This window comes from Octadecabacter temperatus, assembly GCF_001187845.1.
Lineage (GTDB): Bacteria > Pseudomonadota > Alphaproteobacteria > Rhodobacterales > Rhodobacteraceae > Octadecabacter > Octadecabacter temperatus.
Genome location: NZ_CP012160.1, coordinates 2206703 through 2233133, shown reverse-complemented (window position 1 = coordinate 2233133; position 26431 = coordinate 2206703). Strand labels below are relative to the sequence as shown.

29 protein-coding genes and 1 tRNA gene are annotated in these 26431 nt (G+C 55.6%); 10 read left to right on the top strand and 20 right to left on the bottom strand.

Going from position 1 to position 26431, the window contains the following annotated elements; genetic code table 11:
- The first annotated feature begins 15 nt into the window (after positions 1–15).
- Positions 16–939 (top strand): aminotransferase class IV, encoded by a 924-nt coding sequence (locus OSB_RS11230; protein ID WP_200802530.1) that lies wholly within the window; start codon positions 16–18, stop codon positions 937–939.
- Positions 940–942: 3 nt separating this feature from the next.
- On the top strand, positions 943–1740 hold the full coding sequence (gene proC / locus OSB_RS11225) for a pyrroline-5-carboxylate reductase (protein WP_049835090.1): 798 nt from the start codon (positions 943–945) through the stop codon (positions 1738–1740).
- Between the two features lie 310 nt (positions 1741–2050).
- Here proC and OSB_RS11220 read toward each other — a convergent pair whose 3' ends face one another.
- From OSB_RS11220 to OSB_RS11185, 8 genes are all read right to left on the bottom strand, one after another.
- Positions 2051–4252, bottom strand: a complete 2202-nt coding sequence (locus tag OSB_RS11220; RefSeq protein WP_049835089.1) for a 3-hydroxyacyl-CoA dehydrogenase NAD-binding domain-containing protein — start codon at positions 4250–4252, stop codon at positions 2051–2053.
- 11 nt (positions 4253–4263) lie between these two features.
- Positions 4264–5475 carry an acetyl-CoA C-acetyltransferase gene (locus tag OSB_RS11215; RefSeq protein ID WP_049835088.1) on the bottom strand — a complete coding sequence of 404 codons (1212 nt, stop codon included), beginning with the start codon at positions 5473–5475 and terminating at the stop codon, positions 4264–4266.
- 86 nt (positions 5476–5561) lie between these two features.
- Entirely contained in the window at positions 5562–6194 is a 633-nt protein-coding gene (locus OSB_RS11210; RefSeq protein ID WP_049835087.1) for a glutathione S-transferase family protein, read from the bottom strand.
- 39 nt (positions 6195–6233) lie between these two features.
- Positions 6234–6446 (bottom strand): hypothetical protein, encoded by a 213-nt coding sequence (locus OSB_RS11205; protein ID WP_049835086.1) that lies wholly within the window; start codon positions 6444–6446, stop codon positions 6234–6236.
- A gap of 55 nt (positions 6447–6501) precedes the next feature.
- Entirely contained in the window at positions 6502–8280 is a 1779-nt protein-coding gene (locus tag OSB_RS11200) for an acyl-CoA dehydrogenase C-terminal domain-containing protein (RefSeq protein WP_049835085.1), read from the bottom strand.
- A 36-nt stretch (positions 8281–8316) separates the two neighbouring features.
- A complete protein-coding gene (locus OSB_RS11195; RefSeq protein WP_049835084.1) occupies positions 8317–8715 on the bottom strand; it encodes a MerR family transcriptional regulator in 399 nt (132 codons plus the stop codon).
- A gap of 284 nt (positions 8716–8999) precedes the next feature.
- Positions 9000–9491: a hypothetical protein gene (locus OSB_RS11190; protein WP_143831257.1), complete on the bottom strand. Its 492-nt coding sequence runs from the start codon at positions 9489–9491 to the stop codon at positions 9000–9002.
- Entirely contained in the window at positions 9463–9831 is a 369-nt protein-coding gene (locus tag OSB_RS11185) for a MerR family transcriptional regulator (RefSeq protein WP_049835082.1), read from the bottom strand. The genes OSB_RS11190 and OSB_RS11185 overlap by 29 nt, the downstream gene beginning before the upstream one ends.
- 117 nt (positions 9832–9948) lie before the next feature.
- On the opposite strand from OSB_RS11185, the gene OSB_RS11180 reads away from it, so the two are divergent.
- Genes OSB_RS11180 through OSB_RS11170 form a run of 3 tightly spaced genes read left to right on the top strand, consistent with a single transcriptional unit; the run spans position 9949 to position 12191 of the window.
- Positions 9949–10389: a PaaI family thioesterase gene (locus OSB_RS11180; RefSeq protein ID WP_049835081.1), complete on the top strand. Its 441-nt coding sequence runs from the start codon at positions 9949–9951 to the stop codon at positions 10387–10389.
- Positions 10386–10874, top strand: a complete 489-nt coding sequence (locus tag OSB_RS11175) for a PaaI family thioesterase (protein WP_049835080.1) — start codon at positions 10386–10388, stop codon at positions 10872–10874. The genes OSB_RS11180 and OSB_RS11175 overlap by 4 nt, the downstream gene beginning before the upstream one ends.
- Before the next feature lie 9 nt (positions 10875–10883).
- On the top strand, positions 10884–12191 hold the full coding sequence (locus OSB_RS11170; protein WP_049835079.1) for an MATE family efflux transporter: 1308 nt from the start codon (positions 10884–10886) through the stop codon (positions 12189–12191).
- A 23-nt stretch (positions 12192–12214) separates the two neighbouring features.
- Here the strand turns inward: OSB_RS11170 and arsC are convergent, their stop codons facing one another.
- From arsC to OSB_RS11155, 3 genes are read right to left on the bottom strand one after another with little or no spacing between them, the layout of a single operon-like run.
- On the bottom strand, positions 12215–12565 hold the full coding sequence (gene arsC / locus OSB_RS11165) for an arsenate reductase (glutaredoxin) (RefSeq protein ID WP_049835078.1): 351 nt from the start codon (positions 12563–12565) through the stop codon (positions 12215–12217).
- A complete protein-coding gene (locus tag OSB_RS11160; protein ID WP_049835077.1) occupies positions 12562–13605 on the bottom strand; it encodes a quinone-dependent dihydroorotate dehydrogenase in 1044 nt (347 codons plus the stop codon). Before OSB_RS11160 ends, arsC begins: the two co-directional genes overlap by 4 nt.
- Positions 13602–13937, bottom strand: coding sequence for a DUF952 domain-containing protein (locus OSB_RS11155; RefSeq protein ID WP_049836132.1), 336 nt, complete (start codon positions 13935–13937; stop codon positions 13602–13604). Before OSB_RS11155 ends, OSB_RS11160 begins: the two co-directional genes overlap by 4 nt.
- Positions 13938–14018: 81 nt before the next feature.
- Between OSB_RS11155 and OSB_RS11150 the strand changes: the two genes are divergently transcribed.
- Positions 14019–14537, top strand: coding sequence for a class I SAM-dependent methyltransferase (locus OSB_RS11150; RefSeq protein WP_049835076.1), 519 nt, complete (start codon positions 14019–14021; stop codon positions 14535–14537).
- A gap of 113 nt (positions 14538–14650) precedes the next feature.
- Entirely contained in the window at positions 14651–16207 is a 1557-nt protein-coding gene (locus OSB_RS11145) for a bifunctional metallophosphatase/5'-nucleotidase (protein ID WP_049835075.1), read from the top strand.
- A 60-nt stretch (positions 16208–16267) separates the two neighbouring features.
- On the opposite strand, the gene OSB_RS11140 is transcribed toward OSB_RS11145, so the two are convergent.
- Entirely contained in the window at positions 16268–16810 is a 543-nt protein-coding gene (locus OSB_RS11140) for a LysM peptidoglycan-binding domain-containing protein (RefSeq protein WP_049835074.1), read from the bottom strand.
- A gap of 44 nt (positions 16811–16854) precedes the next feature.
- Here OSB_RS11140 and OSB_RS11135 point away from each other — a divergent pair, with 44 nt between their 5' ends.
- Positions 16855–17511 carry an SOS response-associated peptidase gene (locus OSB_RS11135; protein WP_049835073.1) on the top strand — a complete coding sequence of 219 codons (657 nt, stop codon included), beginning with the start codon at positions 16855–16857 and terminating at the stop codon, positions 17509–17511.
- Between the two features lie 89 nt (positions 17512–17600).
- Here the strand turns inward: OSB_RS11135 and OSB_RS11130 are convergent.
- The 6 genes from OSB_RS11130 to OSB_RS11105 all read right to left on the bottom strand — a co-directional run bounded on the left by OSB_RS11130 (position 17601) and on the right by OSB_RS11105 (position 23562).
- Positions 17601–17675: transfer RNA gene (locus OSB_RS11130), tRNA-Glu, on the bottom strand.
- A 75-nt stretch (positions 17676–17750) separates the two neighbouring features.
- Positions 17751–19517: a single-stranded-DNA-specific exonuclease RecJ gene (gene recJ, locus OSB_RS11125; RefSeq protein ID WP_049835072.1), complete on the bottom strand. Its 1767-nt coding sequence runs from the start codon at positions 19515–19517 to the stop codon at positions 17751–17753.
- Between the two features lie 123 nt (positions 19518–19640).
- Entirely contained in the window at positions 19641–20600 is a 960-nt protein-coding gene (glpX, locus tag OSB_RS11120) for a class II fructose-bisphosphatase (protein ID WP_049835071.1), read from the bottom strand.
- A gap of 67 nt (positions 20601–20667) precedes the next feature.
- Positions 20668–21897: an MFS transporter gene (locus OSB_RS11115; protein ID WP_049835070.1), complete on the bottom strand. Its 1230-nt coding sequence runs from the start codon at positions 21895–21897 to the stop codon at positions 20668–20670.
- Between the two features lie 31 nt (positions 21898–21928).
- Complete coding sequence (locus OSB_RS11110; RefSeq protein WP_049835069.1) at positions 21929–23218, bottom strand: homoserine dehydrogenase; 1290 nt, start codon at positions 23216–23218, stop codon at positions 21929–21931.
- Between the two features lie 56 nt (positions 23219–23274).
- Positions 23275–23562, bottom strand: a complete 288-nt coding sequence (locus OSB_RS11105) for a hypothetical protein (protein WP_049835068.1) — start codon at positions 23560–23562, stop codon at positions 23275–23277.
- 186 nt (positions 23563–23748) lie between these two features.
- Between OSB_RS11105 and OSB_RS11100 the strand changes: the two genes are divergently transcribed.
- Both OSB_RS11100 and OSB_RS11095 read left to right on the top strand, forming a co-directional pair.
- Positions 23749–24693: an NAD(P)-dependent oxidoreductase gene (locus OSB_RS11100; protein ID WP_049835067.1), complete on the top strand. Its 945-nt coding sequence runs from the start codon at positions 23749–23751 to the stop codon at positions 24691–24693.
- A gap of 56 nt (positions 24694–24749) precedes the next feature.
- Positions 24750–25244 carry a hypothetical protein gene (locus OSB_RS11095; protein ID WP_049835066.1) on the top strand — a complete coding sequence of 165 codons (495 nt, stop codon included), beginning with the start codon at positions 24750–24752 and terminating at the stop codon, positions 25242–25244.
- Here the strand turns inward: OSB_RS11095 and OSB_RS11090 are convergent.
- Both OSB_RS11090 and OSB_RS11085 read right to left on the bottom strand, forming a co-directional pair.
- Entirely contained in the window at positions 25241–25861 is a 621-nt protein-coding gene (locus OSB_RS11090; protein WP_049835065.1) for a TadE/TadG family type IV pilus assembly protein, read from the bottom strand. The genes OSB_RS11095 and OSB_RS11090 overlap by 4 nt on opposite strands.
- Entirely contained in the window at positions 25861–26424 is a 564-nt protein-coding gene (locus OSB_RS11085; RefSeq protein WP_049835064.1) for a TadE/TadG family type IV pilus assembly protein, read from the bottom strand. The genes OSB_RS11090 and OSB_RS11085 overlap by 1 nt, the downstream gene beginning before the upstream one ends.
- Between the last annotated feature and the right edge of the window lie 7 nt (positions 26425–26431).

The window sequence follows — 26431 nt, the reverse complement described above, 5'->3', positions numbered from 1 at the left end:
CAAGATGGAAATATTATGAGTAAGATCGACAGCCATTCCACCCACGACGCCGAACAGGATGCGCGCAACGAGAACATTCTGATCTATGTGAATGGTGAACTCGTGCCAAAATCCGAGGCCGTCGTGTCTGTCTATGACAGTGGCTTCATGTTGGGCGACGGCATGTGGGAGGGGCTGCGGCTCTATAACGGGAAATGGGCGTTCTTTGATGAACATATGGATCGGTTGTTCAACTCGTTGAAATCCGTGTCGATTGATATTGGTATGGGCCCCGCAGATGTGTTGGACATCCTGAACAAAACGGCCGACGCGAACGGGATGACGGATAATGCACACTGCCGCTTGATGATCACGCGCGGCCGCAAAGCGAAGCCATTCCAGCATCCCGGTCTGTCCCGTTTTGGCCCAACCATCGTGGCAATCGTCGAACACTCCAAGCCCTCTCAAAGCCTACAAGCCCAAGGTATAAGTTTGGCGACGGTGCCCCAGGTGCGTGGCCTGCCCATGAGCCAAGACGCCAAATACAATTCGCACTCTAAACTGAACTGCGTGATCGGATGCCTTCAGGCCGAACAGGCTGGCGCTGACGAAGCACTGATGCTCGACCCCCATGGGTTCGTGAACACGACCAATGCCTGCAACTTCTTCATCGTGCGACGCGGCGAAGTTTGGACCTCTACGGGGGATTACTGCATGAACGGCGTGACTCGCCAGAAGGTGATCGATCTATGCCGCGCCAACGATATCCCCGTTTTCGAGAAAAACTATTCGCTCTATGAAGCCTATGGAGCTGATGAGGCGTTTCTAACCGGTACCTTCGGCGCGCAAACCCCTGTGGCAGCGATTGACGGCAAAATGATCGGTACGGGTGACCGAACTATGACCCAGCGGATCAGGGACCTCTACAAAGACCTCGTGTTCCGAAACACGGGGGCCTAACCCATGGACAGGTTGAACGCAGGTGGCCTTGTGATGGTCGGGTGCGGTTTCATGGGGCAAGCCTTGCTGGAAGGTTGGCTGGCAAATGGATTACGGCCAGAGGCAGTGACCGTGCAGGACCCGACGCCATCAGACTGGCTTAGAACGCAAACGGGGCTTCGTGTTAACGCGCCTGTGCCTGCGACCCCCGCGGCCATCCTCATCGCCACCAAGCCACAGGTTCTGGATCAGGTTTTGCCGCCTCTTTCACCGCTCGGAAACGGCGAAACACTGGTGATGTCAATCGCAGCGGGGGCGCCTGTCTCCTTGTTTGAACGTCATTTCGGGGCTGAAACTCCTGTTATCCGCGCCATGCCGAACCTGCCCGCATCAATCGGATTTGGGGCAACGGGGATCTATGGCAATACCGCCGCTGAACCACATCTTCCCATAGCCGAGACCCTGTTTCGCGCCGTGGGAACCTGCGTGGCAGTTCCGGATGAAGACATGTTGCACCTCGTCACCGGCCTTTCCGGCTCTGGCCCTGCCTATGTGTTCGCGATGGTCGAAGCGATGGCCCAGGCTGCAAGCGATTTAGGCCTGCCCGAAGAACTTGCCGTGGCGCTCGCCCACCAGACGGTCGCAGGCGCAGGGGCAATGGTGGCTCAGCCAGAATCCCAAGCAGAGGCATTGCGCCATGCGGTGACCTCAAAGGGCGGAACAACAGCGGCCGGGCTCGCAGCACTGGTCCCCGAACTTAATCTGCTGATGGGCGAAACAATACAAGCCGCCAGCAAACGAAGTGTCGAGCTGTCCCAGTAATCCACCGTTTCCCAAAGCGTACTATGCGTGGGTTCGTGAGCCACTTGGTGGCTCTGTTCGAGCTCCAAACATCCCGTTTTAGATGCTCAAAGGTCCCTACGGAATCGCAGCGAATGCCGGTTTCCCACCCGTGCTGGATTTCGCGACATGGACGGTATTTGAGAAGCAGTCATCGAATGGGATATCTCCAATGGCAGGTTCGTCCGCAGAACGGACTTCCACCTAAGGGTAGTTTTGTACTTAAAGTCGTCCCTTTCATAAGAAAAGGCCGCTCCCGAGGGTGCGGCCTTTTCGAATTATCGCAGCGGCGTTATGCGGCTTTGCTATCCACGCCCGCGCCGAAGCGTCCGTAGAAGCTTTGGCCTTTGTCGGCCATTTCACGCAGCAAAGCAGGGCAGGCGAAACGGTCGCCGAATTCTGCCGTCAGTTGGTCACAGCGTTCAGCCGCATAAGGTGCGCCAAGAATGTCGAGCCATGAGAACGGGCCACCGGACCACGGCGCGAAGCCCCAGCCAAGGATCGCGCCAACATCGCCTTCGCGAATGTCCATCAACACGCCTTCTTCCAGCGCGCGTACGGCCTCGAGTACCTGAGAGAACAACAAACGGTGCTGCACTTCGACAAGCTCTGGCTGCTCTTCCGCTTCAGCGTAACGCTCAGTCAGACCGGACCAAAGACCAGTGCGTTTGCCCTTTTCGTCGTACTCATAAAAGCCGGCCTTGGTCTTGCGACCCAGGCGTCCCTCATCAGCCATCCAGAAAATCAGCTCATCTGCGCTGTCGTCATAGGCTTCGCCCATCGCGGCCTTTGTCGCCTTTGCGATTTTGACGCCGAGGTCGATGGATGTCTCATCCGTCAACTGCAATGGGCCCAGCGGCATGCCGACCAGCTTGGCGGCATTTTCGATTAGGGCAGGGGCGACGCCTTCTTGCAGCATCCGCACGCCCTCATTGACGTACGGCAGGATGCAGCGGTTTGCGTAGAAGAAGCGTTCGTCGTTTACAACAATCGGCGTCTTGCGGATCTGGCGGACGAAATCGAGGGACTTCGCAACAGCCACATCGCCGGTTTCCTTGCCGCGGATGATTTCCACCAGCAGCATTTTGTCGACTGGGCTAAAGAAGTGAATGCCGATGAATTGGTCAGGGCGTACCGATGCCTTGGCAAGTTCAGTGATCGGCAGGGTCGATGTGTTGGTCGCAAAGATCGCGTCATCACCGATGATCGCTTCGACCTTTTTGGTCATCTCTGCCTTAACGCCAACGTCTTCAAACACGGCTTCAACGATCAGGTCGCAATCTTTCAAAGCGTCCAGATCGGTGGTGGCATTGATCAGGCCAAGCACCTTTTCTTTCTTCTCTTCGGTCGCTTTTTTACGGGAAATACCTTTGTCCATGTAGGCGGTGGTATAGTCTTTCCCCTTATCCGCAGCAGCCTGATCACGGTCGATCAACACGACCTCAATCCCGGCCAACGCAGACACGAGGCTAATACCCGCACCCATCATGCCAGCCCCCAAAACACCGACCTTCTTAACGGTTTGGTCAGCAACGTCAGGGCGGTTCGCACCCTTTTCAAGGGCTTCTTTGTTGATGAACAAGCTGCGGATCATCGCCTCGGAGGATGGGTTCAATAGAACATTGGTGAACCAACGCGCTTCGACCTTAATTGCCGTGTCAAAGGGAACCATCGCGCCCTCATAGGCCGCTGACAGCAATGCTTTGGCGGCAGGATAAACACCTTGGGTCTTGCCGTTGATCATTGCTGATGCGCCAACATAGGTCATGAAACCAGCAGGGTGGTACGGTTCGCCACCGGGCATTTTGTAGCCTTTTTCGTCCCATGGCTTAACGATTGTTGGCTCAGATAGTACCCACGCCTTCGCGGCAGACAACAATTCGTCTGCTGGAACAACCTCATCCACAAGACCCGCTGACTTCGCCTTAGCAGGGTTCAGCAGTTTGCCTTCCAACAGGTAAGGAGAGGCCGCCATCGCGCCCATTTTGCGCACTAGGCGCGTCGTGCCGCCCATGCCAGGAAAAATGCCAACCATGATCTCTGGCAGGCCAATCTTGGCCTTCGGGTTGTCCGCGACAAAGATTCGGTGACAGGACAGCGGAATTTCGAACCCAATACCAAGGCCCGTGCCTTGCATGGCGCAAGCAATCGGCTTGCCACCTTTGTTGGTCTTCGGGTCCATACCCGCACGTTCAATCTTGCGCAGGATCGCGTGGCTGGCCATTAGGCCTTCCATCAAACCCTTGGCGGGGTTGTCGCCCGCGCTTTCCTTCATCTTAGCGATGATGTTCAGGTCCATTCCGCCTGCAAAGCTACCTTCTTTGCCGGATGTGATGATCACACCCTTCACGGCGTCATCCGCAAGTACCTGATCAATCAGCGCGTCGAGGTCCATAAATCCCTGCTGGTTCATCACGTTCATGGATTTGCCAACCGTGTCCCACGTAATCGTGGCCACGCCGTCAGCATCGGTTTTCATTGTGAAATCAGTCATGTCGATGCTCCTTAAACGCGTTCGATGATAGTTGCTGCACCCATGCCGGATGCAATGCACAGCGTAGCAAGCCCGACTTCTTTGTCAGAGCGTTCCAGCTCATCCAAAAGGGTGCCGATGATGATCGCGCCCGTTGCACCCAGCGGGTGGCCCATCGCGATGGAGCCGCCGTTCACGTTGACCTTTGAATGGTCAACATCGAACGCCTGCATGAAGCGCAAAACAACAGAGGAAAACGCCTCGTTTACTTCAAAAAGATCAATATCGGATATGCTCATGCCGCTATCGGCAAGGATTTTATGCGTCACAGGAACGGGCCCCGTCAGCATGATTGTCGGGTCGGTCCCGATTTTCGCTGTCTGACGGATACGTGCGCGTGGTTTCAAACCAAATTTCTCACCGAACTCCTTAGAGCCAACAAGAACACCCGCAGATCCATCAACGATACCGGAAGAGTTACCTGCCGTGTGGATGTGGTTGATCCGCTCAAGGTGCGGGTACTTCATCAATGCGACCTTATCAAAACCGGGCATGACTTCGCCCATCGCTTGGAAGGCTGCGTTCAAGCCGCCAAGGCTTTGCATGTCGGTTTGTGGCCGCATGTATTCGTCATGGTCCAAAATGTTCAGACCGTTCTGGTCCTTAACCGGCACGATAGAGTTGGCAAAACGGTTGTCTTTCCACGCAGCCTCTGCCCGCTGTTGGGACGCCACCGCGAGCGCATCCGCGTCATCGCGGCTAAACCCATACTCAGTCGCGATAATGTCGGCTGAAATGCCCTGTGGAACGAAGTATGTGTTCATCGCGATGCTTGGGTCAACGGCAATCGCTGCCCCGTCGGATCCCATCGGCACGCGGCCCATCATCTCAACGCCGCCCGCGATGTAGGCCTCGCCTGCGCCGCCTTGAATTTGGTTCGCCGCGAGGTTCACAGCTTCCATGCCGGACGCGCAAAAGCGGTTGATCGCAAGGCCAGGAATGGATTGGTCCAGATCAGACGCCAGCACGGCGGTGCGTGCCAAACACCCACCCGCTTCTTTAACTTGCGTAACATTGCCCCAAATCACGTCCTCAACGGCGTGGCCTTCAAGGTTGTTGCGTTCTTTCAGAGCGTTCAAAACGCCAGCAGACAGTTTTGCAGATGTCACTTCATGCAGCGATCCATCCTTGCGGCCTTTGCCGCGCGGCGTGCGGATCGCGTCGTAAATATATGCGTCAGTCATCAGGTCGGTCCTTTTGAATTCGTCTCAATAGTTGACGTGCACGTCAAGCGAAGCCTTTTCAAGCCTATCGTCGCGTCACTAAGGCGTTACGCGCGATCTGCAGGTGAACCCGGCATCAGATCGTAGGGGTGTTTCCAACCCTTTGTGCCCTCAATACGGATCATCCAAGCGTCGATATGGGGGAACTCAGTGCGGTCAAATCCGAATGGTTCAGGATAAAACAGGTAACCAACGCAGGCGATATCCGCGATCGTTAGGGCGTCACCGGCAAGATACGGCGTTACGCTCAGCTGCGTTTCCATGATCTTAAGCGCACCCATCAAACGTGCGGTCATAAAGGCAATCACATCCGCATTGCGTTTTTCCTCGGGGAGGAAGTTCATCAGGAAACGCAAGGGGCCAGCAACGCCGCTGACCTTGTGGTTGTCAAAGAACATCCAGCGCAGGATGTCGCGGCGCTCAGCGGCGGAACGGCCACCAAGTTTGCCGGTTTTTGAGGATACGTAGTCCTGAATGACACCCGATTGCGTCAACACCAGATCGGCGTCTTCCATGACAGGCACTTCGCCCATGACATTCAGCTCGCGGAACGCGTCGGTGCGGGTCTCACCGTTGAAGAAGTCGACGTAGACGGGCACCCACTCGGCCTCAGACAGCTCAAGCGTCAGGGCGGCCTTATATGCGTTTCCGCTTTCTCCAAAACAATGCAGTTTGATCATGTGCTTCCCCTTCCAAGGGCGATGGCCTGTTGGCCGGGGTTATTTTTTGCGTGCTTCTAGCTCGGAATTAAAGATCCGAAGGCGGTGACCAAACGTGTCTTCGTCGATAATGCTATCAAAGTTTTCAAACAGAAATGACAAGGCTTCGCCTTCGTCCAGCCCTGCATCTTTGGCAAACCGTTTGAGACGGCGATAGCCGTCTTCGGTCATGGCACAGGGGAAACGGCGGGTTAGGCGAAAACGTTTGGGCATGAGACCTCTAATATTGGTATTGAATGGGGCGGATTTAACCCGCCCCATTCAAAGCTTAGAAGTTTGCGGCGTCCAATGCCATCACAGTATCGGCACCTGTGTTGATCCGCGCCAGATGCATGCCTGTTGCTGGAAGCTGGCGTGCCATGTAGTAGCGGCCAGTGGCGATCTTGGTCTCGTGGAATTCAGTGTCGGTGTCGCCTGCAGCTAGCGCAACCATCGACGCCTTCGCCATACGTGCCCACATCAAACCGAAACAAACGTGGCCCATCATGTGCATGAAATCATAAGACCCAGCCAGTGCGTGGTTCGGGTTCTTCATACCGTTCTGCATAAAATACATGCCAGCAGCCTGTAGGTCCTTGGATGCGGCTTTCAGTGGCTCAAGGAAATCCGCCTCATACGCTTCATCGCCTTTGTTGTCAGAGATGAACGTTTTGACCATCTCAAAGAAGGCCATCACGTGCTTGCCACCGTCTTGCGCCAACTTTCGCCCAACAAGGTCGAGCGCCTGCACGCCGTTCGCGCCTTCATAGATCATCGCGATGCGGGCATCGCGTGCGTATTGGGACATGCCGGTTTCTTCGATGTAACCGTGGCCACCAAAGACCTGCTGCGCGGAAACTGCGGTTTCAAAGCCTTTATCGGTCAGGAACCCTTTGATGACCGGTGTCATCAGAGAGATCAGGCCCTCAGCGGCTTCGTCATCGTTCTTGTGTGCGCGATCGATCAGTGTGGTGCCCCAATAGGTCAGTGCGCGCGCGCCTTCGACGAAGGACTTTTGGTCCATCAAGTTGCGACGGATATCAGGGTGCACGATCAGCGGGTCGGCAGGGCCATCTGGGTTTTCATCACCCGTCACGGCGCGCCCCTGAAGACGGTCGTTGGCATAGGCCACTGCGTTTTGATAAGCGATTTCGGCTTGTGCGTAGCCCTGTAGACCAACACCCATACGCGCTTCGTTCATCATCACGAACATGGCCCGCATGCCTTTGTGCATCTCACCAATGAGGTAACCCTCGGCGTTGTCGTAGTTCATCACGCAGGTCGAATTGCCGTGGATGCCCATCTTTTCTTCGATCTTGCCGACGTCGACGCCGTTGCGATCGCCCAAAGAACCGTCTTCTTTGACGATAAACTTTGGAACGATGAACAGGCTGACGCCTTTAATGCCGTCTGGCCCACCTGGGATCTTCGCAAGAACAAGGTGGATGATGTTGTCGGCCATGTCGTGGTCGCCAGCAGAGATGAAAATCTTGGTGCCGGAGATCTTGTAGCTGCCGTCATCTTGCGGTTCAGCTTTGGTGCGCATGAGGCCTAGATCAGTACCGCAGTGCGGCTCTGTCAGGTTCATCGTTCCAGTCCATTCGCATGTAACCATCTTGGGCAGGAATTTCGCTTTTTGTTCGGGCGAACCGTGCACGTGGATCGCGCTATAGGCGCCGTGGGTCAGCCCTTGGTACATCTGGAACGCCATATTTGCGCTGACCAGTGTTTCCTGTGCCGCCGTGTGCATCACATATGGCAAGCCTTGGCCGCCGTATTCAGGGTCGCAATCCATTGCGGTCCAGCCGCCGTCTTTCATCTGTTGGAAGGCCTCCAAGAAGCCCTTTGGCGTGCGAACCACGCCGTTTTCCAACACACACCCTTCAGTGTCACCCACTGCGTTCAACGGCAACAAAACCTCAGTTGCCACTTTGCCCGCTTCTTCCAGAACAGCGCCTGTAAAGTCGCGGTCCAGCTCCTCATACCCGTCGATGTCCTGCTCGGAGACCTTCAAAACGTTATGAAGGATGAACTGCATGTCCTTGGTCGGGGCGTTATAGATAGGCATAAGGGCTCTTTTCGTTTTTGGGGTGGCAGGCTTTGGTTACACCGCCATCCGTTTGGGTTCTAGTTTGGCCAGTCGCGCAGCACCCCAATCCATTTGGGTCTTTAGCTCAGCGATGGCTTCGTCGAGTTCAGCGCGTTGCGCTTCCATGCCAACAAGATGCTTTTGTGCTAACGCGTAGGTCTCGCGCAGCTGCGTCTCTTGGCTGTCGTCCATGTAGTATAGGTCCAGAAGCTGGCGGATCTCTTCGAGTGAGAAGCCGAAGCGCTTGCCGCGTAGGATCAACTTTAGGCGGGCACGGTCACGTTTACCGTACAGTCGCTTTTGTCCTTCACGTTTAGGGAACAGCAGTTCCTTGGCTTCGTAGAACCGAAGCGTCCGTGGAGTTACATCAAAGTCTTCGCACATCTGGCGAATGGTCATGGTCTGGTCCGTCATTGTATTTTCCTCAAATCAAAGCCGTCTGGTTGACCGTGAGATGAGGGTTCTCGCCCTCACCTTACAAGTATTGTTGACGCGAACGTAAACGTAACGCCGCGTCAGAACGGGGTTTACGAAAGGTCAGGAAAGAAATCGCACAAAAGGACGCAACTTTCTAAGTGGGAAGATTGGTGAGGTTTTCCCCGCGAGCCTTATTTTTAAGGTTTTTGGAGTAAGGAAATCCATACTCAGTCGCGTGGTGATGGTAAGAATCTCTATGCGTCTCGAATGCAACCTTGCGTTTAGCGATACGTAATTGTGATCGTTTTCGTGTTCGAAAGAACCAATTCCCAGCCGCCATCTGCCGCGCGATAAGAATCTAGCCAAAGGAAATGCGAAGCGGTTTGCGGCATTTCAGCGGGGTCCATTGTGTCGCTTAGGGTGAAACTTTGAGCATGAACCGCGCCGTCTTCAACGTAGTAAACAGTTGCAACAATCTGGTCTGGATCGCGGCTGCCCAACAGGTTGCCGCCGTTACTGAGGACCAAGATCGACAGCGCGTCAGGTGCCAACAGATAAAACCGCGCCCAGACAGGAATCGCCCAAGGCGCGTGATTGGCCGGTGCTACGATTGTGGTATTTGTTTCAACCCGCCCTTCAACAGTCGCAATCTCAGCGCGGTGCGTGAAATCTTCTGGCGGGGCGAGGGGGGTATCAGCAAATGTCTGGCTGGCAATTGCGATGCATAGGCCGAGAACGACGATCCTAACCAAGGGATTTGGCCGTTTGGTCACGCATGGTCTTAAGTTCGGACAGTGTCTCATCAAGCTGGGTGCGTTGTTCTGTCAATTCGGCCACCTGTCGGTCGGCGAGTTCAATCCAGGTTTTCATTTGCGCTTCATTGCCTTCGTTCTCATAGATCATCAGCCATTGGCGAATGTCCTCAAGCGGAAAGCCAAATTTACGTCCACGCAAAATCAGCGTCATCCGTGCAAGTTCTTTGGCACCATAAAACCGCGAACGGCCAACGCGTTCAGGTGATAGCAGCTCTATATACTCATAATAGCGCAACGTACGCGGGGTCACATCATACTTGGCGCACATTTCTTTAAAAGTTAGACGTGGCTCAGTCATGACGTTCCTCCCATTCTTGTATTTAACTCTACGCGGCTGTCGCGTCTGGGGCAACGGGGGATACATCGATGTGAATTGGGGCTTGTGCGCGACTGCGTGGCAGGGTTCAAACACAGTATGACGAATGAACGCCAAACCTTGATCGCCAAGCAATTTATTTCTGCGCTGCCTTATGCGCATGCGTTGGGCATGGAAGTGACGGAAATCGGCGATGGCCACGCGACCATAACAATGCCTTATGACCTACGCCTTGTCGGTGATCCGGAAACAGGCGTTATCCACGGTGGAGCGGTCTCTGCGTTGTTGGATACCTGCGCGGGGGCTTCTGTTATGGTGCATGGCAGCAAGCCTGTTGGCACGGCGACACTTGATCTTCGGATCGATTATATGCGCTCGGCCAAACCCGGTGACATGATTACGGCGCGGGCTGAATGCTACCACGTGACCCGCTCAGTCGCTTTCATCCGGGCAACGGCGATGGATGCTGATACATCGCGCCCCGTTGCGACGGCGACAGGTGCATTCACCATCCAAACGGCCAAAGGGGGCAAAACATGAAGCGCCCTGAACCCGTCCAAGTGATTAAACAACGCCGCGACAAAGCGCTGCAATCGTTGTTGCAAGGCGTGCCCTATATTCAGTTCATGGGATTCAAGTTTGACCGCCGCGGCGATGAATTGACCGGTATCATGCCTTATCAGGATATGCTGATCGGCAACCCGATGTTGCCCGCATTGCATGGAGGCGCAACGGCGGCCTTTCTTGAAACGACTGCGATTGTTGAACTAAGTTGGGCGATGATGTGGGACCGGATGGAAGCCGGCGAAGATGTCACCAAATTACGCCTGCCCAAAACCATCGACTTCACCATCGACTATCTCCGCGCGGGCCTGCCGCGCGATGCCTATGCTCGCGCGACGATCAACCGTTCGGGACGCCGATATGCGTCCGTGCATGTGGAAGCATGGCAAGACAATCGCTCACGGTTGTTCGCACAGGCAACGGGTCATTTCCTGATGCCGCAACCCGACACAAACACGTGACGGTTCACCGTGGCTGACTTAACCCATCGCCGTATCCTGCAAATTGCAGTGCCGGTGGTGCTGGCTAATATCACGATCCCGATCCTTGGGTTGGTCGACACGGGCGTCATTGGGCAACTCGGCGAAGCAGCCCCGATTGGTGCAGTTGGCATCGGCGCAATCATCCTTACAGCACTTTATTGGATTTTCGGCTTCTTGCGGATGGGGACCACGGGGTTTGCCGCACAGGCAATTGGGGCAGGGGATAGCGCGGAACATGCCGCCATCCTGATCCGCGCGCTGGGCATAGCGGCCTTAGGCGGTCTTTCGATTTTTGTCTTGCAACGGCCGTTATTTGCCGCTGGCTTTTGGATGTCGCCCGCCAGCGTTGAGGTCGAATCCCTCGCCCGCAGTTATATGTCCATTCGCGTCTGGTCTGCCCCGTTCCTGATATCGACCTTTGCCATAACTGGCTGGCTCGTCGCGGCGGAGCGCACCCGCGATATTCTAGTGATCCAACTGGTGATGAACGGCCTTAACATCGGCCTCGACCTGCTGTTCGTACCCGTCTTTGGCTGGGGCGTTCAGGGCGTAGCTGGCGCGACTGTCATTGCCGAAATTGCAGGCTGCGCCCTTGGGTTCTGGTATTGCCGCGCTGCGTTTCAGGCCGCCCCTTGGAAAGATCGCGCGCGATTGTTTGATCCCGCAAAGCTCAAACGCTTTGCGTCCGTGAACGCGGACATCCTTGTGCGCTCGCTTTTTCTGCAGGCAATCTTTATGTCGTTTTTGTTTTTCGGAGCCCGCTACGGTGACACGCGCCTGGCCGCCAACCACATCCTGCTGCAATTCTTGTCGATCACAGCTTATGCAATGGATGGGTTTGCTTTCGCGGCTGAATCTTTCGTTGGTCAAGCGCTGGGCGCACGTAACCGTGCTGCGTTTCGCCGCGCCGCGATGATGGTATCCAAATGGTGCTTTGGCACAGGCGCGCTTCTGTCGGTTGCATTCTTGCTGGCCGGTGGCCTGATCATTGATGCCATGACAACCGCGCCCGATGTGCGCACGGCCGCACGGGATTATCTTATCTATATGGCACTCACGCCGCTCATCTCGGCAGCGCCATTCATGCTGGACGGAATATTCATCGGGGCCACGCGTACCCGCGACATGCGCAGCATGATGGCGCTTTCGACGGCCATCTACTTTGCTGCCGCTCTTACACTCATGCCATTGGCCGCAAACCATGGGCTTTGGATCGCACTTCTGATCAGTTTCGCAGCACGGGGCGCAACACTGGCATGGAAATACCCGGCGCTCGAACGCTCGGTGGGCTCTTAACGCTTCTTTGGCTCTTAAATACTCTAGAAGATGCCCAAGACCGCTTCCGGTGGCCGCCCAATCGCGGCTTTCCCATCGCTAATCACAATGGGTCGCTCAATCAGGATCGGGTTTGCAACCATCGCAGCGATCAATTCCGCCTCGCTTGCGTCACGTAAGCCCAACTCGCGAAACAGCTTCTCGCCTTTGCGCATCATCGCGTCGGCGGTGACGCCGAGTGCGTTGCGAACGGCGACAATCTCAGCCTCACTTGGCGCATCCATCAGGTACAACCGAACAGCGGGTTGGTGGCCGTTTTCCTGAAGCAAAGCCAAGGTCTGACGTGACTTGGTGCAGCGCGGGTTGTGCCAAATGGTCAGTTGCGTCGGCATCATAACCAGTCTTCCCGTGCAGTGCCGACTGCATCGGCAACGTTCGCAAATCCGTCGCGGGCGAGCAATTCATCTAAGCCTTGCGCAATTTCGCCAGCCAAAGAAATACCGCCGTAAACCAGTGCCGTATAGAACTGTACCGCAGAGGCACCGGCGAGAATTTTAGCGTAGGCTTGCTCGGCCGAGCCTATGCCGCCGACACCAATCAACGGCACATCGGTAAGGGTCGACAGCTTTGCCAAAATGCGCGTGGATTTTTCAAACAGCGGCTGACCAGACAATCCGCCAGCTTCGCCTTTATGCACGCTGCTTAACCCGTCGCGTGATAGGGTCGTGTTGGTGGTGATCACGGCGGAAATACCAGACGAGCCGACCACATCAGCCACGTCCTGTAGGTCTGCATCCGTGAGGTCAGGTGCAATTTTCAGGAACACCGGAATGCCAGCCGCGTTCGCCTCTATCACGCCGCCAAGCAACGCGGCCAGCGCGTCTTTACCTTGTAAATCACGCAGCTTTTCGGTGTTGGGGGATGAAACGTTGACGGTGGCGAAATCAACGTAGGGTCCGCAATGGGCCAGCACACGCGCAAAGTCTGCAGCGCGGTCTTCGCTGGTTTTGTTCGCGCCAAGGTTTAGGCCAACGATGCGCCCTTTGGGTCGTTTGGAAAGGCGTGTCGCTATCGGCTCCATGCCTTCGTTGTTAAATCCGAAACGATTGATCGCCGCTTCATCTTCCGTCAGCCGATACAGGCGCGGGCGCGGGTTGCCTTCTTGAGGAAGCGGAGTCGCGGCACCGACCTCAAGGAACCCAAATCCCGTGCGCCCAAGGGCGGCCAAGGCGGTCGCGTTCTTGTCAAATCCAGCGGCCAACCCAACAGGGTTAGGCAGATCCAGACCAGCCAACGTACAGCGCAGTCGATCAGACGTTACCGCGCCACCACTTGGGCCAAGGCCTGTGTTCAACGCCTTTAGCGCCAGCCCGTGGGCGGTTTCAGGGTCAAACGTGCGCAGGGCGCGAAGCCCAATCGTTTCAAGCAGCTTCATGAGATATCCAACACGTGACGGCCATCAACCAGCGGCATGTCCCGTGCAAAGATCACTTCGGTGCGCAGCATTGGGCGGTTATAGATATGGGGAAATTCAGCGCCACCGCGTGATACTTCCCAAACCAGATCATCCCCGTAGGTATCAGCGTCCAACGCGGCGAGCATCAGGCCATCGACGCCTGCGAAATGCTTGTCAGCCGTTTCTTGCGCCTGTTCAGCGGTTGAGGTGTGGATGTAACCGTCTGCCAGATCAATCGGCGCACCTGTAAAAGTGCCCGTCTGGTCGAGTTCGGTCCATTGTTCGGCGGTCAGGATTTTGTAAATTTTCATATCGTCCACTTTCCATCCTCCGCCCAGATCGTCAAGGTTGTCCCCGTTACGCATTCGGTTTTGAATTGAAAGGCGATTGGCATGAGCTACGACTACGACAAGCTTTACGCGAGCGAGGCCCATGCTTTGGGCGAGCAAACGGCTGCGATTGCGACGTTTATTGCTGGACTGAGCTTTAAAAGCGCGCGAATTCTGGATGTGGGTTGTGGGCAGGGGCGCGATGCGTTGCCCCTTGCGCGGGCAGGGCACGACGTCACGGGGGTCGATTTATCGCCAAGCGGCGTTGAAGCCATGTGCGCCGAGGCTGCGCAAGATGGTCTGAACATCACAGGGCATGTTGCGGATATCACGGAATACACCCCCGACGGCGCGTTCGATATTTTGCTGATCGACCGCACGTTACATATGCTGGATGCAGCGCCACGGGCGGTGACGTTCCTGACGTTAATTGCATGTGTCGCGCCCTCTGGCTGGCTGATCGTTGCGGATGAAACATCCAACTTGCCAGCGTTTAAGGCTGCACTGTTGGCCGATGAAGTCGACTGGGCGATTGAGCGCTGCGCTAAGGGGATGTTGTTTGCACAAAAGGGCGGCACCTAGATCGACACTTGTCTGTCACAAAGCGACGCTACGCCAACTTTGATGCTTGGGCTTTGACTCTTTGACCCGACTCAACCCAAGCTAGAGACAGAAAAAAACCAATGGGGGCTATTATGCTTACGCGACTTCTTACAACGTCCACTGCGATTACCATGATCGCGGGCATGGCGGCAGCGGATTATACGCTGACGATCCTGCACACCAACGATTTCCACGCACGCTTTGAGCCAATTTCCAAATACGATTCCGGTTGTTCCGCAGAAGACAACGAAGCAGGCGAATGCTTTGGCGGTACAGCACGTTTGATCACTGCGGTGGCTGAAGCCCGTGCGCGCACGAACAATTCGATCCTTGTGGATGGCGGCGACCAATTTCAGGGCACGCTGTTTTATACTTACTACAAAGGCGCGATGGCGGCCGAATTCATGAACCAGCTTGGTTATGACGGCATGACTGTCGGCAACCACGAATTCGATGACGGTCCAGAAGTTCTGCGCGGGTTTGTCGATACGGTGAACTTCCCAGTGCTGATGTCCAACGCGGATATTTCCGGCGAAGCCCTACTGTCTGATGCGATTGAGAAGTCCACAATCATCGAACGCGGTGGCGAGCGTATTGGGCTTATCGGTCTGACACCACAAAACACTGATGAGCTCGCGAGCCCGGGTCCGAATGTGATCTTCACTGCTCCTGCTGAAGCAGTTCAGGCTGAAGTGGATCGTTTGGAAGCTGAAGGCGTCAACAAGATCATCGTGTTGTCCCACTCTGGCTACAACGTGGACATCGCAGTGGCTGAAGCCACAACGGGTGTGGACGTGATCGTTGGTGGTCACTCCAACACGTATCTGGGTGATGACGAAGATGCGGCGGGTCTCTACCCGACGATGGTTGGCGACACCGCAATTGTTCAGGCCTACGCCTACGGTAAGTTCTTGGGCGAGTTGAATGTGACGTTCAACGACGACGGTGTGATTACTGAAGCAGCAGGTGAGGCAATCATTATTGATGGCACTGTCGCTGAAGACGAAGCAGCTGTTGCCCGTATCGCTGAACTTGCAGCTCCGCTGGACGAGATCCGCAACCGTGTTGTTGCTGAAACTGCTGGCGTTTTGACGGGTGACCGCGCTGTATGCCGTCAGATGGAATGTGACATGGGCAACCTGATCGCGGATGCGATGCTGGACCGTGTAGCGGACCAAGGCATCGACATTGCTTTGCAGAACTCTGGCGGTATCCGCGCGGACATCGATGCAGGCGAAGTGACAATGGGCGAAGTGCTGACAGTGCTGCCGTTCCAAAACACACTGTCTACATTTGAGATTTCCGGTGAAACGCTTTTGGCGGCTCTGGAAAACGCTGTGTCCGAGCATGAAGACGGCTCTGGCCGGTTCTTGCAGGTTGCTGGCATGACCTTCACGGTCGATCTGAACATGGAAGCGGGTAGCCGTATTTCTGATGTGATGGTCGGCGGCGAAGCATTGGATATGGCTAAGACCTACGGTGCTGTGTCCAACAACTTCGTGCGCAACGGTGGCGACGGGTTCTCAATGTTCACAACAGCTGAAAACGCTTACGACTTCGGTCCTGATCTTGCGGACGTAACGGCAGAATTCATCGCAGCGAATGCGCCGTACCAGCCCTACACGGATGGCCGCATTAACATGAAATAAGCGTACGAAAGTTCGCTTTATGGCCCCGTCGCGCGAAAGTGCGGCGGGGCTTTTTTGTGGCTAACGGTCCGTGCAGCGTTGAAGCGTGTATGCTGCTGTGTATTCATAGGTCATCTCGCCCTCAAACAATGACAAGCTTGCGTAACGATCAGGAATGGGTTCACCTTCGGCCGCGCAATTCGTCAGGTTGGCTATCACGGTGTCAGCGCTGCCATAAATCACCGTTTTTATGTCACAACGTGTTTCACCGAACGTCACGGTTTCGGGTTCCAGATCAACCTGAAGCTCTTGTCCTGCGCAGGTTTGCTCAGGCGAATAGGCCCCAAGAAAGCGTTGTAGATAAACGTCCTCTCCTAAACCCAGCTCTGCACCTGCTCGTTGCACGAAAACGTCGCCTTTGTTGTCGACATTGATCACCTGACCGATGCTCAGGTCGTTGTGATCCACGTTTGGGTTTTGTGCAAAAAGCTGTTCGTCGCGAACATCACAACGCATGGCAATCGAGAAGTAGGTTTCGCCCTGCATCACACCGGTTGTTCGCCCGCAGGTGTTGGCTGAGGCAGACGATGCCGAAGCAAGCAGTAAAGAGAGAGCCAAACGCATGTTGTGTCCTTTCCAGTGGGGGCGTGTTGGTGCAAGCTAACCCGATGTGCGGACGAATGGCTACAACACTTCCCCATGATGCGATGGCGCAGATGTTTGCGGCCGCGCCTGCCAATGATTTGCCTGACGTCCCGAACTACAATGTTTGTCCGACGGTTCAAGTCGCGGCAATTACCCTAACTGACGTTGGACGCAGTTATCGACCGGTCCGTTGGGGGTTTATCCCACATTGGTATAAAAAACCGAACGGTGGGCCGTTACTGATCAATGCCCGCGCTGAAACGATTGCTGAAAAACCTGCGTTCAAAGCGGCCTGTCGTGAACGGCGTTGCGTCATCCCCGCGGCTGGTTTTTATGAATGGACCCGCCTTGAGGACGGGACCAAGCTGCCGTGGTACATTCAGCGCAGTGACGCGGCCCCGATTGCATTCGGAGCGATCTGGCAGGATTGGGGTGAATTGGGTGCGACGGCGGCCATTGTCACAACGGGTGCAAACGAGGCGATGGGCAAAATCCACCACCGGATTCCGGTGATTTTGGAACAGGATCAATGGGCGCTTTGGCTTGGCGAAGAAGGCAAGGGTGCTGCCAAATTGATGCAGGCCACAGGCGAGGACACATTGCAGTTTCACCGCGTGGACCCTGCGGTGAACTCCAATCGCGCAAGCGGACCGGAACTGATTGATCCGCTGGATATTTAAACTCTAGCTGATGACGGCAGGTTTGAACCTGACTGACTGATACTTTGGCCAAAGCCAAAAACAGTTTCAAATGTCATGAAGGTCACCAATGGCAGTCCCTAGGGGAATCGAACCCCTCTTTCCAGGTTGAAAACCTGGCGTCCTAACCGATAGACGAAGGGACCGCGCTTGGTGAGGCGTATTTAGGGAACCCTCTCGAAACACGCAAGTAGAAACTTCGCAAAAAATCACAGAATTTTTCAGGTGGCAGGTGCCGCGTCTTCTAGGCGCAATTGTGGACGCTGGCGGCCCTGCCATGTGTTGATTTCCAAACGCCCTGCCAGATGGAAGCGCGCGCCTCCGTGGTCCTGCAACATAGGGCCCAATGGCGTATCCATCGCCCCAAAACAGATGGCATCAATACGTGCGCTTAGCCCGTCGCCGAAGGTCACCTTTAAATGGTTTGCGCCGACGACTTTGGTGAAATTGATCGTGCAATCAGGGAACACAAAGCGCGGGGCAGGTGCGCCTGCGCCAAATGGCCCTGCCTGTTCGATGATTTCTATCAGATCGACAGTTGCTGCCCCCGGCATTAACAGCCCGTCCACCTTCAGGTCTGCGGGGCCAATATCACCTGCGCCTTGTTTGCCGAGCAGTTCTGACAAGCGTTCCATCGCGGCGTCCACTTTGTCGCGTGCAACCGTCAAGCCAGCCGCCATCTTGTGTCCGCCACCCTTGATCAGCAGCCCTTCAGCCGCGCAACGCTGGATTGCGGCCCCAAGATCAATCCCAGAGACAGACCGCCCTGAGCCTTTGCCTTCATCACCGTCCAAACCGATCACAATAGCAGGTCGATTGGTCGATTCTTTCAAACGCGAGGCGACGATCCCGACCACACCAGGATGCCACCCCTCGCCAGCTGCCCAAACCAGCGGGGCATCCGTGCCGCGCTCTTCGGCTTGCTCAATCGCCATCTCTCGGACTTGGTTTTCAATGTCACGACGCTCGGTGTTCAATTCATCCAAGCGCGCGGCCATGGATTGGGCTTCACGCGGGTCGGTTGTCGCCAAAAGGCGTGCGCCAAGGTCCGCCTTGCCGATTCGCCCACCCGCGTTCACCCGCGGCCCAAGCAGAAACCCAAGGTGGTAAGATGACGGTGCAGTATCCATGCGCGATACATCGGCTAGCGCAACTAGCCCTGCACGGTTGCGCCGCGCCATAACTGTTAGCCCTTGGCGCACGAACGCGCGGTTTACCCCGATCAGCGGCGCGACATCGGCCACCGTACCAAGTGCCACAAGGTCAAGCAGGGACATCAAATTTGGTGTTTTCGATCCTGCTTCACGCAGCTGCCGATTTGCCTCAACCAAGGCCAAGAACACAACGCCAGCCGCACATAAATGCGCCAAGTCTCCGGTTTCGTCTTGGCGGTTCGGGTTCACAACGGCCAAGGCCGGCGGCAACGTTTCTCCACCCAAATGGTGATCCAACACAACAACATCAGCGCCCACAGCCGCTTCAATTGGGCCATGCGACAGCGTTCCGCAATCAACGCAAATGATCAGGTCATGATCGCGGGCAAGCGCCGACATCGCCTCATCATTGGGGCCATAGCCTTCATCAATCCGGTCAGGCACATATAAGGTCGGTGATACATTGAACCCACGCAACCAATCGATCAGCAAAGCTGCCGAAGTCCCGCCATCCACATCATAGTCCGCGAAAATTGCGATCCGTTCTCGAGATGTCGCAGCCGCAACAATCCGCGCCGCTGCCCTCTCCATATCGCGCATTGAACGCGGGTCTGGCATGAGGTCGCGAAGCGTTGGCGCTAGAAACGCGGCTGCTTCACTCGCTTCAACACCACGACGCACCAATGTCCGGCAAACTGGCAATGGGATTGCCGTTTCTTGCACCATGGCCTCGGCCAAACGGTCATCTTCACCGCTTGGACCGATCCAACGCCGCCCCGTAGCGGACGCTTCGACATTCAAAAATGTGCGCGTGTTATTTGGTGTGTCATTCATCAATCAACACCATATGTGCCAACAAAGGGATTCGCCACGCCCGAACTTCTTTGGCTCAAAAATACTCACTTCCTTGCGCACCGAAGGTGCGCCCCCGCTCCCCGCAGGGGCAATCCGTCAGGTTTACACTGGGTTGCGATAGCTCATGCGACGTACAGACCCTGTTTTGGACCGCATTAAAATCGTCTCCGCAGTCAGGAATCCTGGCTCACGTTTGATGCCCGCCAACAGGGACCCATCGGTCACACCAGTCGCCGCGAAAATAACATCGGAAGTCACCATGTCGTCGCGAGTGTAGACGCGATCAAAGTTTGTGATGCCCGCTTTGGTCGCGCGGCCGCGTTCGTCATCATTGCGGAACAAAAGCTTGCCGAACATCTGCCCGCCCATGCATTTCAACGCTGCCGCAGCCAAAACACCTTCAGGTGCACCACCGGACCCCATGTACATATCAATGCCCGTGGTGGCCGCTTCGGCGCAGTGCATAACGCCTGCAACGTCACCGTCTGTGATCAGTCGGATCGCAGCGCCCGTGCTGCGCAATTCCGCGATCATATCTTCATGACGAGGGCGTTCCAGAACGCAAACTGTGATGTCTTCTGTTGAACATCCCTTCGCGGCGGCCAATGCTGAAACGCGCTCTGAAGGTGACATATCCATTGTCACAACACCGGTCTTGTACCCTGGACCAATCGCTAGCTTATCCATGTAAACATCAGGTGCGTGCAACATTGAACCGCGCGGGCCCATCGCGATCACGGTCAACGCGTTTGGCATGTCTTTGGCTGTCAGCGTTGTGCCTTCCAGCGGATCAAGTGCGATATCAACACCCGGTCCTTTGCCGGACCCAACCTCTTCACCGATGAACAGCATTGGCGCTTCGTCGCGTTCACCTTCACCGATCACAACAACGCCTTCGATGTCCAATTTGTTAAGTTGTTCACGCATCGCGTTCACAGCCGCTTGGTCTGCGGCTTTTTCATCTCCACGCCCGATCAGGGTCGCGCTGGCAAGAGCCGCGGCCTCAGATACGCGGGCAAGGCCCAATGAAAGCATACGATCGTTGAAGTCGAGGGAAGCCATGAGGAGATCCTTTGTTGAGTTACCCCGACCTATCGCCTTGAACAGGAGAGCTACAAGACTGTGTGCGCTAACAGTCTGAAACTTTTGGTGCTGCCACCGCGATTCTACGCGAACTTAGGGCAAGCAACGCGATCGCGACCATTCCAATCAACGTTGCTATGGTCAGAATTCGTGCGATGTCAGCGTAGGGCATCAATCCGGCATCTGTGGTCGATACCGCACCAGCGGAGAGGGCCACTGCAAAGACCAGACGACCAACAAAGCTTTTGAGGGACAACCATGTCGCGCGGCTGTCGTCTGACAACAGCGGTTGAATGCGGCCAAGGATGAACGGGCGGGATAGGGCGTCCGGCACCATGCGTAACAGGAGGAAAACAAGCACCACCGCGCTTTCAGTCAGGGCCATAACACCGCTAATTGCGATTTGCAGACCGAACGCACCGAGAAGTAGCAGTGGCAGGCCAAGGCGGTTGCGCAGCTGTAGTGCAAACAAGGAAACAGCGACGGAAATACCCATCATCAACGCTGTGATTAATCCACTGACCAAGGGCGCGCTGCTGGCGAGGCCGACATCATTCAATGCTTCAAGGATAAAGGGCTGCCCAAACACAAAGGGCAAATGACTGAAGCAATACATCAGGACGGTTAGGGCGAAGAACCACAGCAAGACTGGGTTGCGAAAGTTAGAACCCAAATGCGAAAGGCGCAGCAATTCAGACCCTTCCGCCATATCAGTGGTGCGTGGAGGTTCGACAAATCGCCACGTCACCCAAAGCAAGCCCGCCATTGCGACACCCGTGGCTATGAACGGCAGGCGCGGATCAAGCAACGCAAGCGCACCACCTGTGACAGCTGATAGCGCGAGGCCGATGAACGAATAGCGCCACGCGATGACTTCCTGCGCTTCGATTTCGTCCTCACGACCCGTCGCAGCAAGGCTTTCATAGAGCATTGCTTCGTCTGTGCCACTTGAAAACGCACTGCCTGCACCGATCAGGATTTGCGCCGCTGCGAAGGTTGCAAAGCTGCTGCCAAAACCAAGAAGCGTGACGCCAATTAGGGTCACAATAGCGCTGGCGATCAGGGTTTTTCGACGCCCAAGGCGGTCGGACATGTAGCCCGAGGGCACTTCGAGGGTCGTGACCGCCACGTCGAGCACGACATAAAGCAAGATCGCTTGTGCGCCAGACAGGATGTCTTGGAAATATAGAAACCAGACGGCCTGCCAAAAGGTCAGACTGCGCAGGAAACGTGACCAGCGGTAAAGTGAAATGTTGCTGGTGACGTCAGGGTTCATGACTTCACCCTAGCAGGTCGTCCGAAGTTAACTAGCCAACATCTTCGATGCGGATGGCGACAGGATCACCCTGAACCACGGATGTATTGGTCATCGCGGCAAGTGCTTCGTCGAGGGCTGTGCGCGTCACTTTGTGGGTCACGATCAGCACAGGAGCGGAGGTATCTTGGTGTCCGTACTGACGCATCCGATCAATCGAAACGCCTGCGTCGCCCAAGACTGCGGCGACCTTAGCAAGCGCGCCAGGTTTGTCGACCAACTGCATACGCAGATAGTACGGCGCAGGAACCGCCGCCTTCGCGGGACGTGCTTTGCGCAATGTTGTGGCGGGTTGCCCAAATGTGTTCAGGCGCAAGCCACGGGCGATATCGATGATGTCGGACATGACCGCGCTTGCAGTTGGACCTTCGCCAGCACCTGCACCACGTAGCACGATTTGGCCCACGGAATCGCCTTCAATGACGACCATGTTGGTGCCGCCCTCAAGTTGGCCGAGCGGGGATTGGTCTGGCACCAGACAAGGGGACATGCGTTGCTCAAGACCACGACCAGTCATCTGCGCAACGCCGAGCAATTTAATGCGGAAACCCATATCGGCCGCTGCGTCGATGTCTTCAAGTGTGATCGCTTGGATGCCTTCAAGTTCAACCGCGTCGAAATCGACCTGCGTGCCGAACGCAACAGATGACAGAAGCGCGAGTTTGTGGCCCGCATCGATGCCGCCCACATCGAGGTTCGGATCTGCTTCGAGGTAGCCGAGTTTGTCGGCCTCATCAAACAACGCGTTGTAGCCTTGGCGCGTCGCCTGCATTTGCGTGAGGATGTAGTTACAGGTGCCGTTCATAACGCCCATAACGCGGGTGATCTCATTGCCAGCCAGACCTTCGGTCAGGGCTTTCATCACCGGAATGCCACCTGCGACGGCGGCTTCATAGCGAATGACCAAACCGGCGTTTTCGGCCGCTTCGGCCAGTTCTTGCCCGTGATGGGCAAGCATGGCCTTATTGGCGGTAACCACGTCTTTGCCAGCTCTGATCGCGGCTTCGGTTGCGTCTTTGGCAGGGCCTTCGTCGCCCCCCATCAGTTCAACGAACACATCTACATCGTCACGCTTCGCCAGTGCGACGGGGTCATCTTCCCAAGCGTAATCCGCTAATGGAACGCCACGGTCCTTGTCTTTGGATCGTGCGGACACGGCGGAAATGGTGATTTTGCGACCGGTGCGGGCCTCAAGCAGGTCCGCTTGTTTGCGGATGATGCGGACAACGCCCACACCAACGGTTCCGAGGCCAGCAATGCCGAGACGAAGGGGGGTGGTCATGACGGATGATCCTTAGATTAGATTTAGGCGGGTGTTAGCGCGTTGACCGCAGGACTTCAACGCACGCCGCGCAGCATGCGTGCCCGTATAGCGGCTGGAATGACGGGGCCACGTAAACGTGCAGCGCGTGCGCGTAAGTTGGAAAGACGGGAATCGATGTTTGTATTGGCGATTTCTGCCGCGCCCGTGCTTGTGTTTGCCTGCGCAAGGAGCGGCGCGAGCGGTACAAGTTCAGGGTAGGGGGCATTGGCAACTTCTGACGACACCGTTGAATCAAGCTCCGGAAATTCGGTGCAAGATGGCAGTGCAGCAAGCAGAGCAAAAAGGGCGAGGGCGAAGCGCATGTTTTGTGTCCATTCGGAGTTGCCGCGACCATAGATGCAGGTCGCGTGGTCAGCAAGGAATGCTGTGCAATTTGGATGTGTTGGAGCCTCCGGCGGGGATCTTTACGAAACAAAAGCAAGACGTGTCGTGAATGAAACAGACGTGTCGGATGCATACGGCGAGGTTTTTCCAAACAGGAGAGATTTATGAAAGTTGGATTTGTAGGGCTTGGGTCCGTTGGTGGGAAACTGGCAGGATCTGTTTTGCGCAATGGGTTCGATTTGGCGGTGCATGATTTAGACGCCGAGGCCGTGGCCGGATTTGTGGCACGTGGCGCACGGGACGGCGGATCGCCAGCGCAATTGATGGATGAGTGCGATGTGGTGATCACGTGCCTTCCATCTCCCAATGCCTGTGCCGCCGTCGTTGAGGCGATGATGCCGAGTGTTACTGCTGGCAAAATCTGGTTGGAAATGTCGACGACAGATGCGGAGGAGCTCAAACGTCATGCTGCTGCCGTAACTGAACGGGGCGGTTTTGCGGTGGATTGTCCTGTCTCCGGAGGTTGTCATCGCGCTGATACTGGCAACATTTCGATTTTTGCAGGGTGTGACCGCGCCACGTTTGAAAAGGTCCTCCCGATTTTGACGACGCTTGGTCGGCGAGTATTGCACACAGGCGACGTTGGGACGGCCAGCACGCTAAAGGTGATGACGAATTATTTGGCGACGGCGAACCTGCTGACGGTTTGTGAAGCGATGGTCACAATGAAGGCGGCTGGAATGGATTTGGCAACGACCTATGAGGCGATCAAGATTTCAAGCGGTACGTCGTTTGTGCATGAAACCGAAAGCCAAGTCATTTTGAACGGTAGCCGCGATATCGGGTTCTCGATGGGGCTTGTTAAAAAGGATATCGGGCTATTTCAGCAGATTGCCGAAGACAATGATGTGCCTTTGGAAATCAGCCCGATGATGGTGAAAATCTTTGAAGAAGGTATCAATCGGTACGGGTTTGATGCCCAATCCGATGACATCATCAAACGCCTCGAAGAAGCCACTGGGCTAGACATCACGGCCCCCGGATTTCCGGCAGAAATGGTCGATGATGAAGCCGAAGAACCTGGATATGAGGTAACGCCGCCCCGCTAGGCGCTTTTCATGCCTCTCTTTGTTGGCTAGAGGAAAGCACGAACAAAGGGGCTGACATGCAAAACGCTAAAGACGACGAAGTTATCGCCACTATTCAAGCGTCGGCACTGCGCAGGCTTTTCGCCTATGGGGCGGTTTTCGTACTAGGGGCCATGTTGATCTTGCTGGCGTTTATGGAGCCGCCCGCATTTGGATGGCAGATCTTCTTGATTTTGCTAGGCGCGGGGGCGCTTGTCGTCGCGGAGAGGTTGCGCCGCGCGACATTACTTGGGCTTGTTCTCACCGAGCGAGAGCTGCGCGATACGTCTGGCCAAGTTTTGGCCGAACTGTCCAATATCAAGTCTATTGATCGGGGGGCGTTCGCGTTCAAGCCATCAAACGGCTTCATTTTGCGCCTGCATAACCCCCAGTCGCGTGTTTGGGCGCCTGGGCTTTGGTGGCGGTTTTCGACGCGGGTTGGTGTTGGGGGGGCTACGGCGTCCGGTCCGGCCAAATACATGGCCGAACAAATTGCGTTGCGGATCGTCTCGCGTCGTTTCGAGAAAGACTAAGCACCACCGACTGGACAAATGTCATCGCCATCCGGGACACCGTTATGGTCATAGCAAACTCCATTCGCCGCAGCACGTGGACGGGTGAAGATAGTGTTTTCGAATGTGAAAGCCCCCAGACCAATGCTGAAGTTCGGCTCATAGTCGACCCAAGTCTGAACGAGGATCAGTGTTTCGCCGTCAGGCATGACTGGGATTTCGTTATTTGCGTTCATCATTTGCACTTCCGCGTCGGTGAGCGTGCCCGCACCACCCTTTTCGACTGACCAAACCGCAATATGTTCGCCATTGTCGACCTCATCATCCGTGTCATCAACGTATTTGACGAGTGTCACGCGCAGCTTCGTCAGTGCTTCAGAGTTGGTTAAAAAGCGGTGGACGAGCCAAGTGTTGGTGATGAACGTGTTGGTAATACCTTGGTCTTCGCGACTTAGCGCATCTGAAATCGTGTAAGCCGCTTTCAAATTGATGGACTGGTTGCGAAACGCGTCAAAGAAAACGAACGTTGCGATAACGCAGGCAAACAGTGTCGGGAACATGATCATCGCTTCGACAACCATCGCGCCTTCTTCTTCACGCCGGAAGCGGCGCAGTTTCGATTTGATGAATGTCAGCATTATACAGGCTCCATCACAAAGGCTGTCGACGCCACGAGTGGGTAGTAGCCATCGCCGCGGATGCGGGACAGAAAATAACCCAATCCGAATTCAGGCAGCATCGGGGAAAACAAGCCGCAGGCGCGTACGATCATCAATTCGTTTGCTTGACCATTGGTATAGTTCCGCGGTGCCTGATCTGGGCTTTCCAGATCGGTGCAGGAGGCCGTACGAGGGATCTCGTTCGTAGCGGCGGTACCCGTGTAACGTAGGTCAATGTTGCGCATCTCAAGGCGCAGATTGGTCATACAGTTCGGAATAATCCCCGCTGAGTTGCAGATCATGGTTTTCACCTGGGTATCGGTGAAGGGAATGCCCGTGTTCAAAGAGACTTCACGAACCGCCATCGTCAGCCCACGTTCGACCATCACATGACGGGTCATGAGCAGGCCAAGTTCAAATCCGGACACTGGGATCAGGATGAACGGAAGAAAGATCAGAGCAAACTCAACAGATTCACTGCCATCTTCTTCCTTGCGGAACAAACGTAAGAAACGTGCGATAGATTTGATTGCGAAAATCATTCCGGTT

Coding starts and splice junctions, on each gene's coding strand:
- OSB_RS11230 (WP_200802530.1), top strand. CDS start 16: ATGAGTAAGATCGACAGCCATTCCACCCACGACGCCGAACAGGATGCG.
- proC (WP_049835090.1), top strand. CDS start 943: ATGGACAGGTTGAACGCAGGTGGCCTTGTGATGGTCGGGTGCGGTTTC.
- OSB_RS11220 (WP_049835089.1), bottom strand. CDS start 4,252: ATGACTGATTTCACAATGAAAACCGATGCTGACGGCGTGGCCACGATT.
- OSB_RS11215 (WP_049835088.1), bottom strand. CDS start 5,475: ATGACTGACGCATATATTTACGACGCGATCCGCACGCCGCGCGGCAAA.
- OSB_RS11210 (WP_049835087.1), bottom strand. CDS start 6,194: ATGATCAAACTGCATTGTTTTGGAGAAAGCGGAAACGCATATAAGGCC.
- OSB_RS11205 (WP_049835086.1), bottom strand. CDS start 6,446: ATGCCCAAACGTTTTCGCCTAACCCGCCGTTTCCCCTGTGCCATGACC.
- OSB_RS11200 (WP_049835085.1), bottom strand. CDS start 8,280: ATGCCTATCTATAACGCCCCGACCAAGGACATGCAGTTCATCCTTCAT.
- OSB_RS11195 (WP_049835084.1), bottom strand. CDS start 8,715: ATGACGGACCAGACCATGACCATTCGCCAGATGTGCGAAGACTTTGAT.
- OSB_RS11185 (WP_049835082.1), bottom strand. CDS start 9,831: ATGACTGAGCCACGTCTAACTTTTAAAGAAATGTGCGCCAAGTATGAT.
- OSB_RS11180 (WP_049835081.1), top strand. CDS start 9,949: ATGACGAATGAACGCCAAACCTTGATCGCCAAGCAATTTATTTCTGCG.
- OSB_RS11175 (WP_049835080.1), top strand. CDS start 10,386: ATGAAGCGCCCTGAACCCGTCCAAGTGATTAAACAACGCCGCGACAAA.
- arsC (WP_049835078.1), bottom strand. CDS start 12,565: ATGATGCCGACGCAACTGACCATTTGGCACAACCCGCGCTGCACCAAG.
- OSB_RS11160 (WP_049835077.1), bottom strand. CDS start 13,605: ATGAAGCTGCTTGAAACGATTGGGCTTCGCGCCCTGCGCACGTTTGAC.
- OSB_RS11155 (WP_049836132.1), bottom strand. CDS start 13,937: ATGAAAATTTACAAAATCCTGACCGCCGAACAATGGACCGAACTCGAC.
- OSB_RS11150 (WP_049835076.1), top strand. CDS start 14,019: ATGAGCTACGACTACGACAAGCTTTACGCGAGCGAGGCCCATGCTTTG.
- OSB_RS11145 (WP_049835075.1), top strand. CDS start 14,651: ATGCTTACGCGACTTCTTACAACGTCCACTGCGATTACCATGATCGCG.
- OSB_RS11140 (WP_049835074.1), bottom strand. CDS start 16,810: ATGCGTTTGGCTCTCTCTTTACTGCTTGCTTCGGCATCGTCTGCCTCA.
- OSB_RS11135 (WP_049835073.1), top strand. CDS start 16,855: ATGTGCGGACGAATGGCTACAACACTTCCCCATGATGCGATGGCGCAG.
- recJ (WP_049835072.1), bottom strand. CDS start 19,517: ATGAATGACACACCAAATAACACGCGCACATTTTTGAATGTCGAAGCG.
- glpX (WP_049835071.1), bottom strand. CDS start 20,600: ATGGCTTCCCTCGACTTCAACGATCGTATGCTTTCATTGGGCCTTGCC.
- OSB_RS11115 (WP_049835070.1), bottom strand. CDS start 21,897: ATGAACCCTGACGTCACCAGCAACATTTCACTTTACCGCTGGTCACGT.
- OSB_RS11110 (WP_049835069.1), bottom strand. CDS start 23,218: ATGACCACCCCCCTTCGTCTCGGCATTGCTGGCCTCGGAACCGTTGGT.
- OSB_RS11105 (WP_049835068.1), bottom strand. CDS start 23,562: ATGCGCTTCGCCCTCGCCCTTTTTGCTCTGCTTGCTGCACTGCCATCT.
- OSB_RS11100 (WP_049835067.1), top strand. CDS start 23,749: ATGAAAGTTGGATTTGTAGGGCTTGGGTCCGTTGGTGGGAAACTGGCA.
- OSB_RS11095 (WP_049835066.1), top strand. CDS start 24,750: ATGCAAAACGCTAAAGACGACGAAGTTATCGCCACTATTCAAGCGTCG.
- OSB_RS11090 (WP_049835065.1), bottom strand. CDS start 25,861: ATGCTGACATTCATCAAATCGAAACTGCGCCGCTTCCGGCGTGAAGAA.
- OSB_RS11085 (WP_049835064.1), bottom strand. CDS start 26,424: ATGATTTTCGCAATCAAATCTATCGCACGTTTCTTACGTTTGTTCCGC.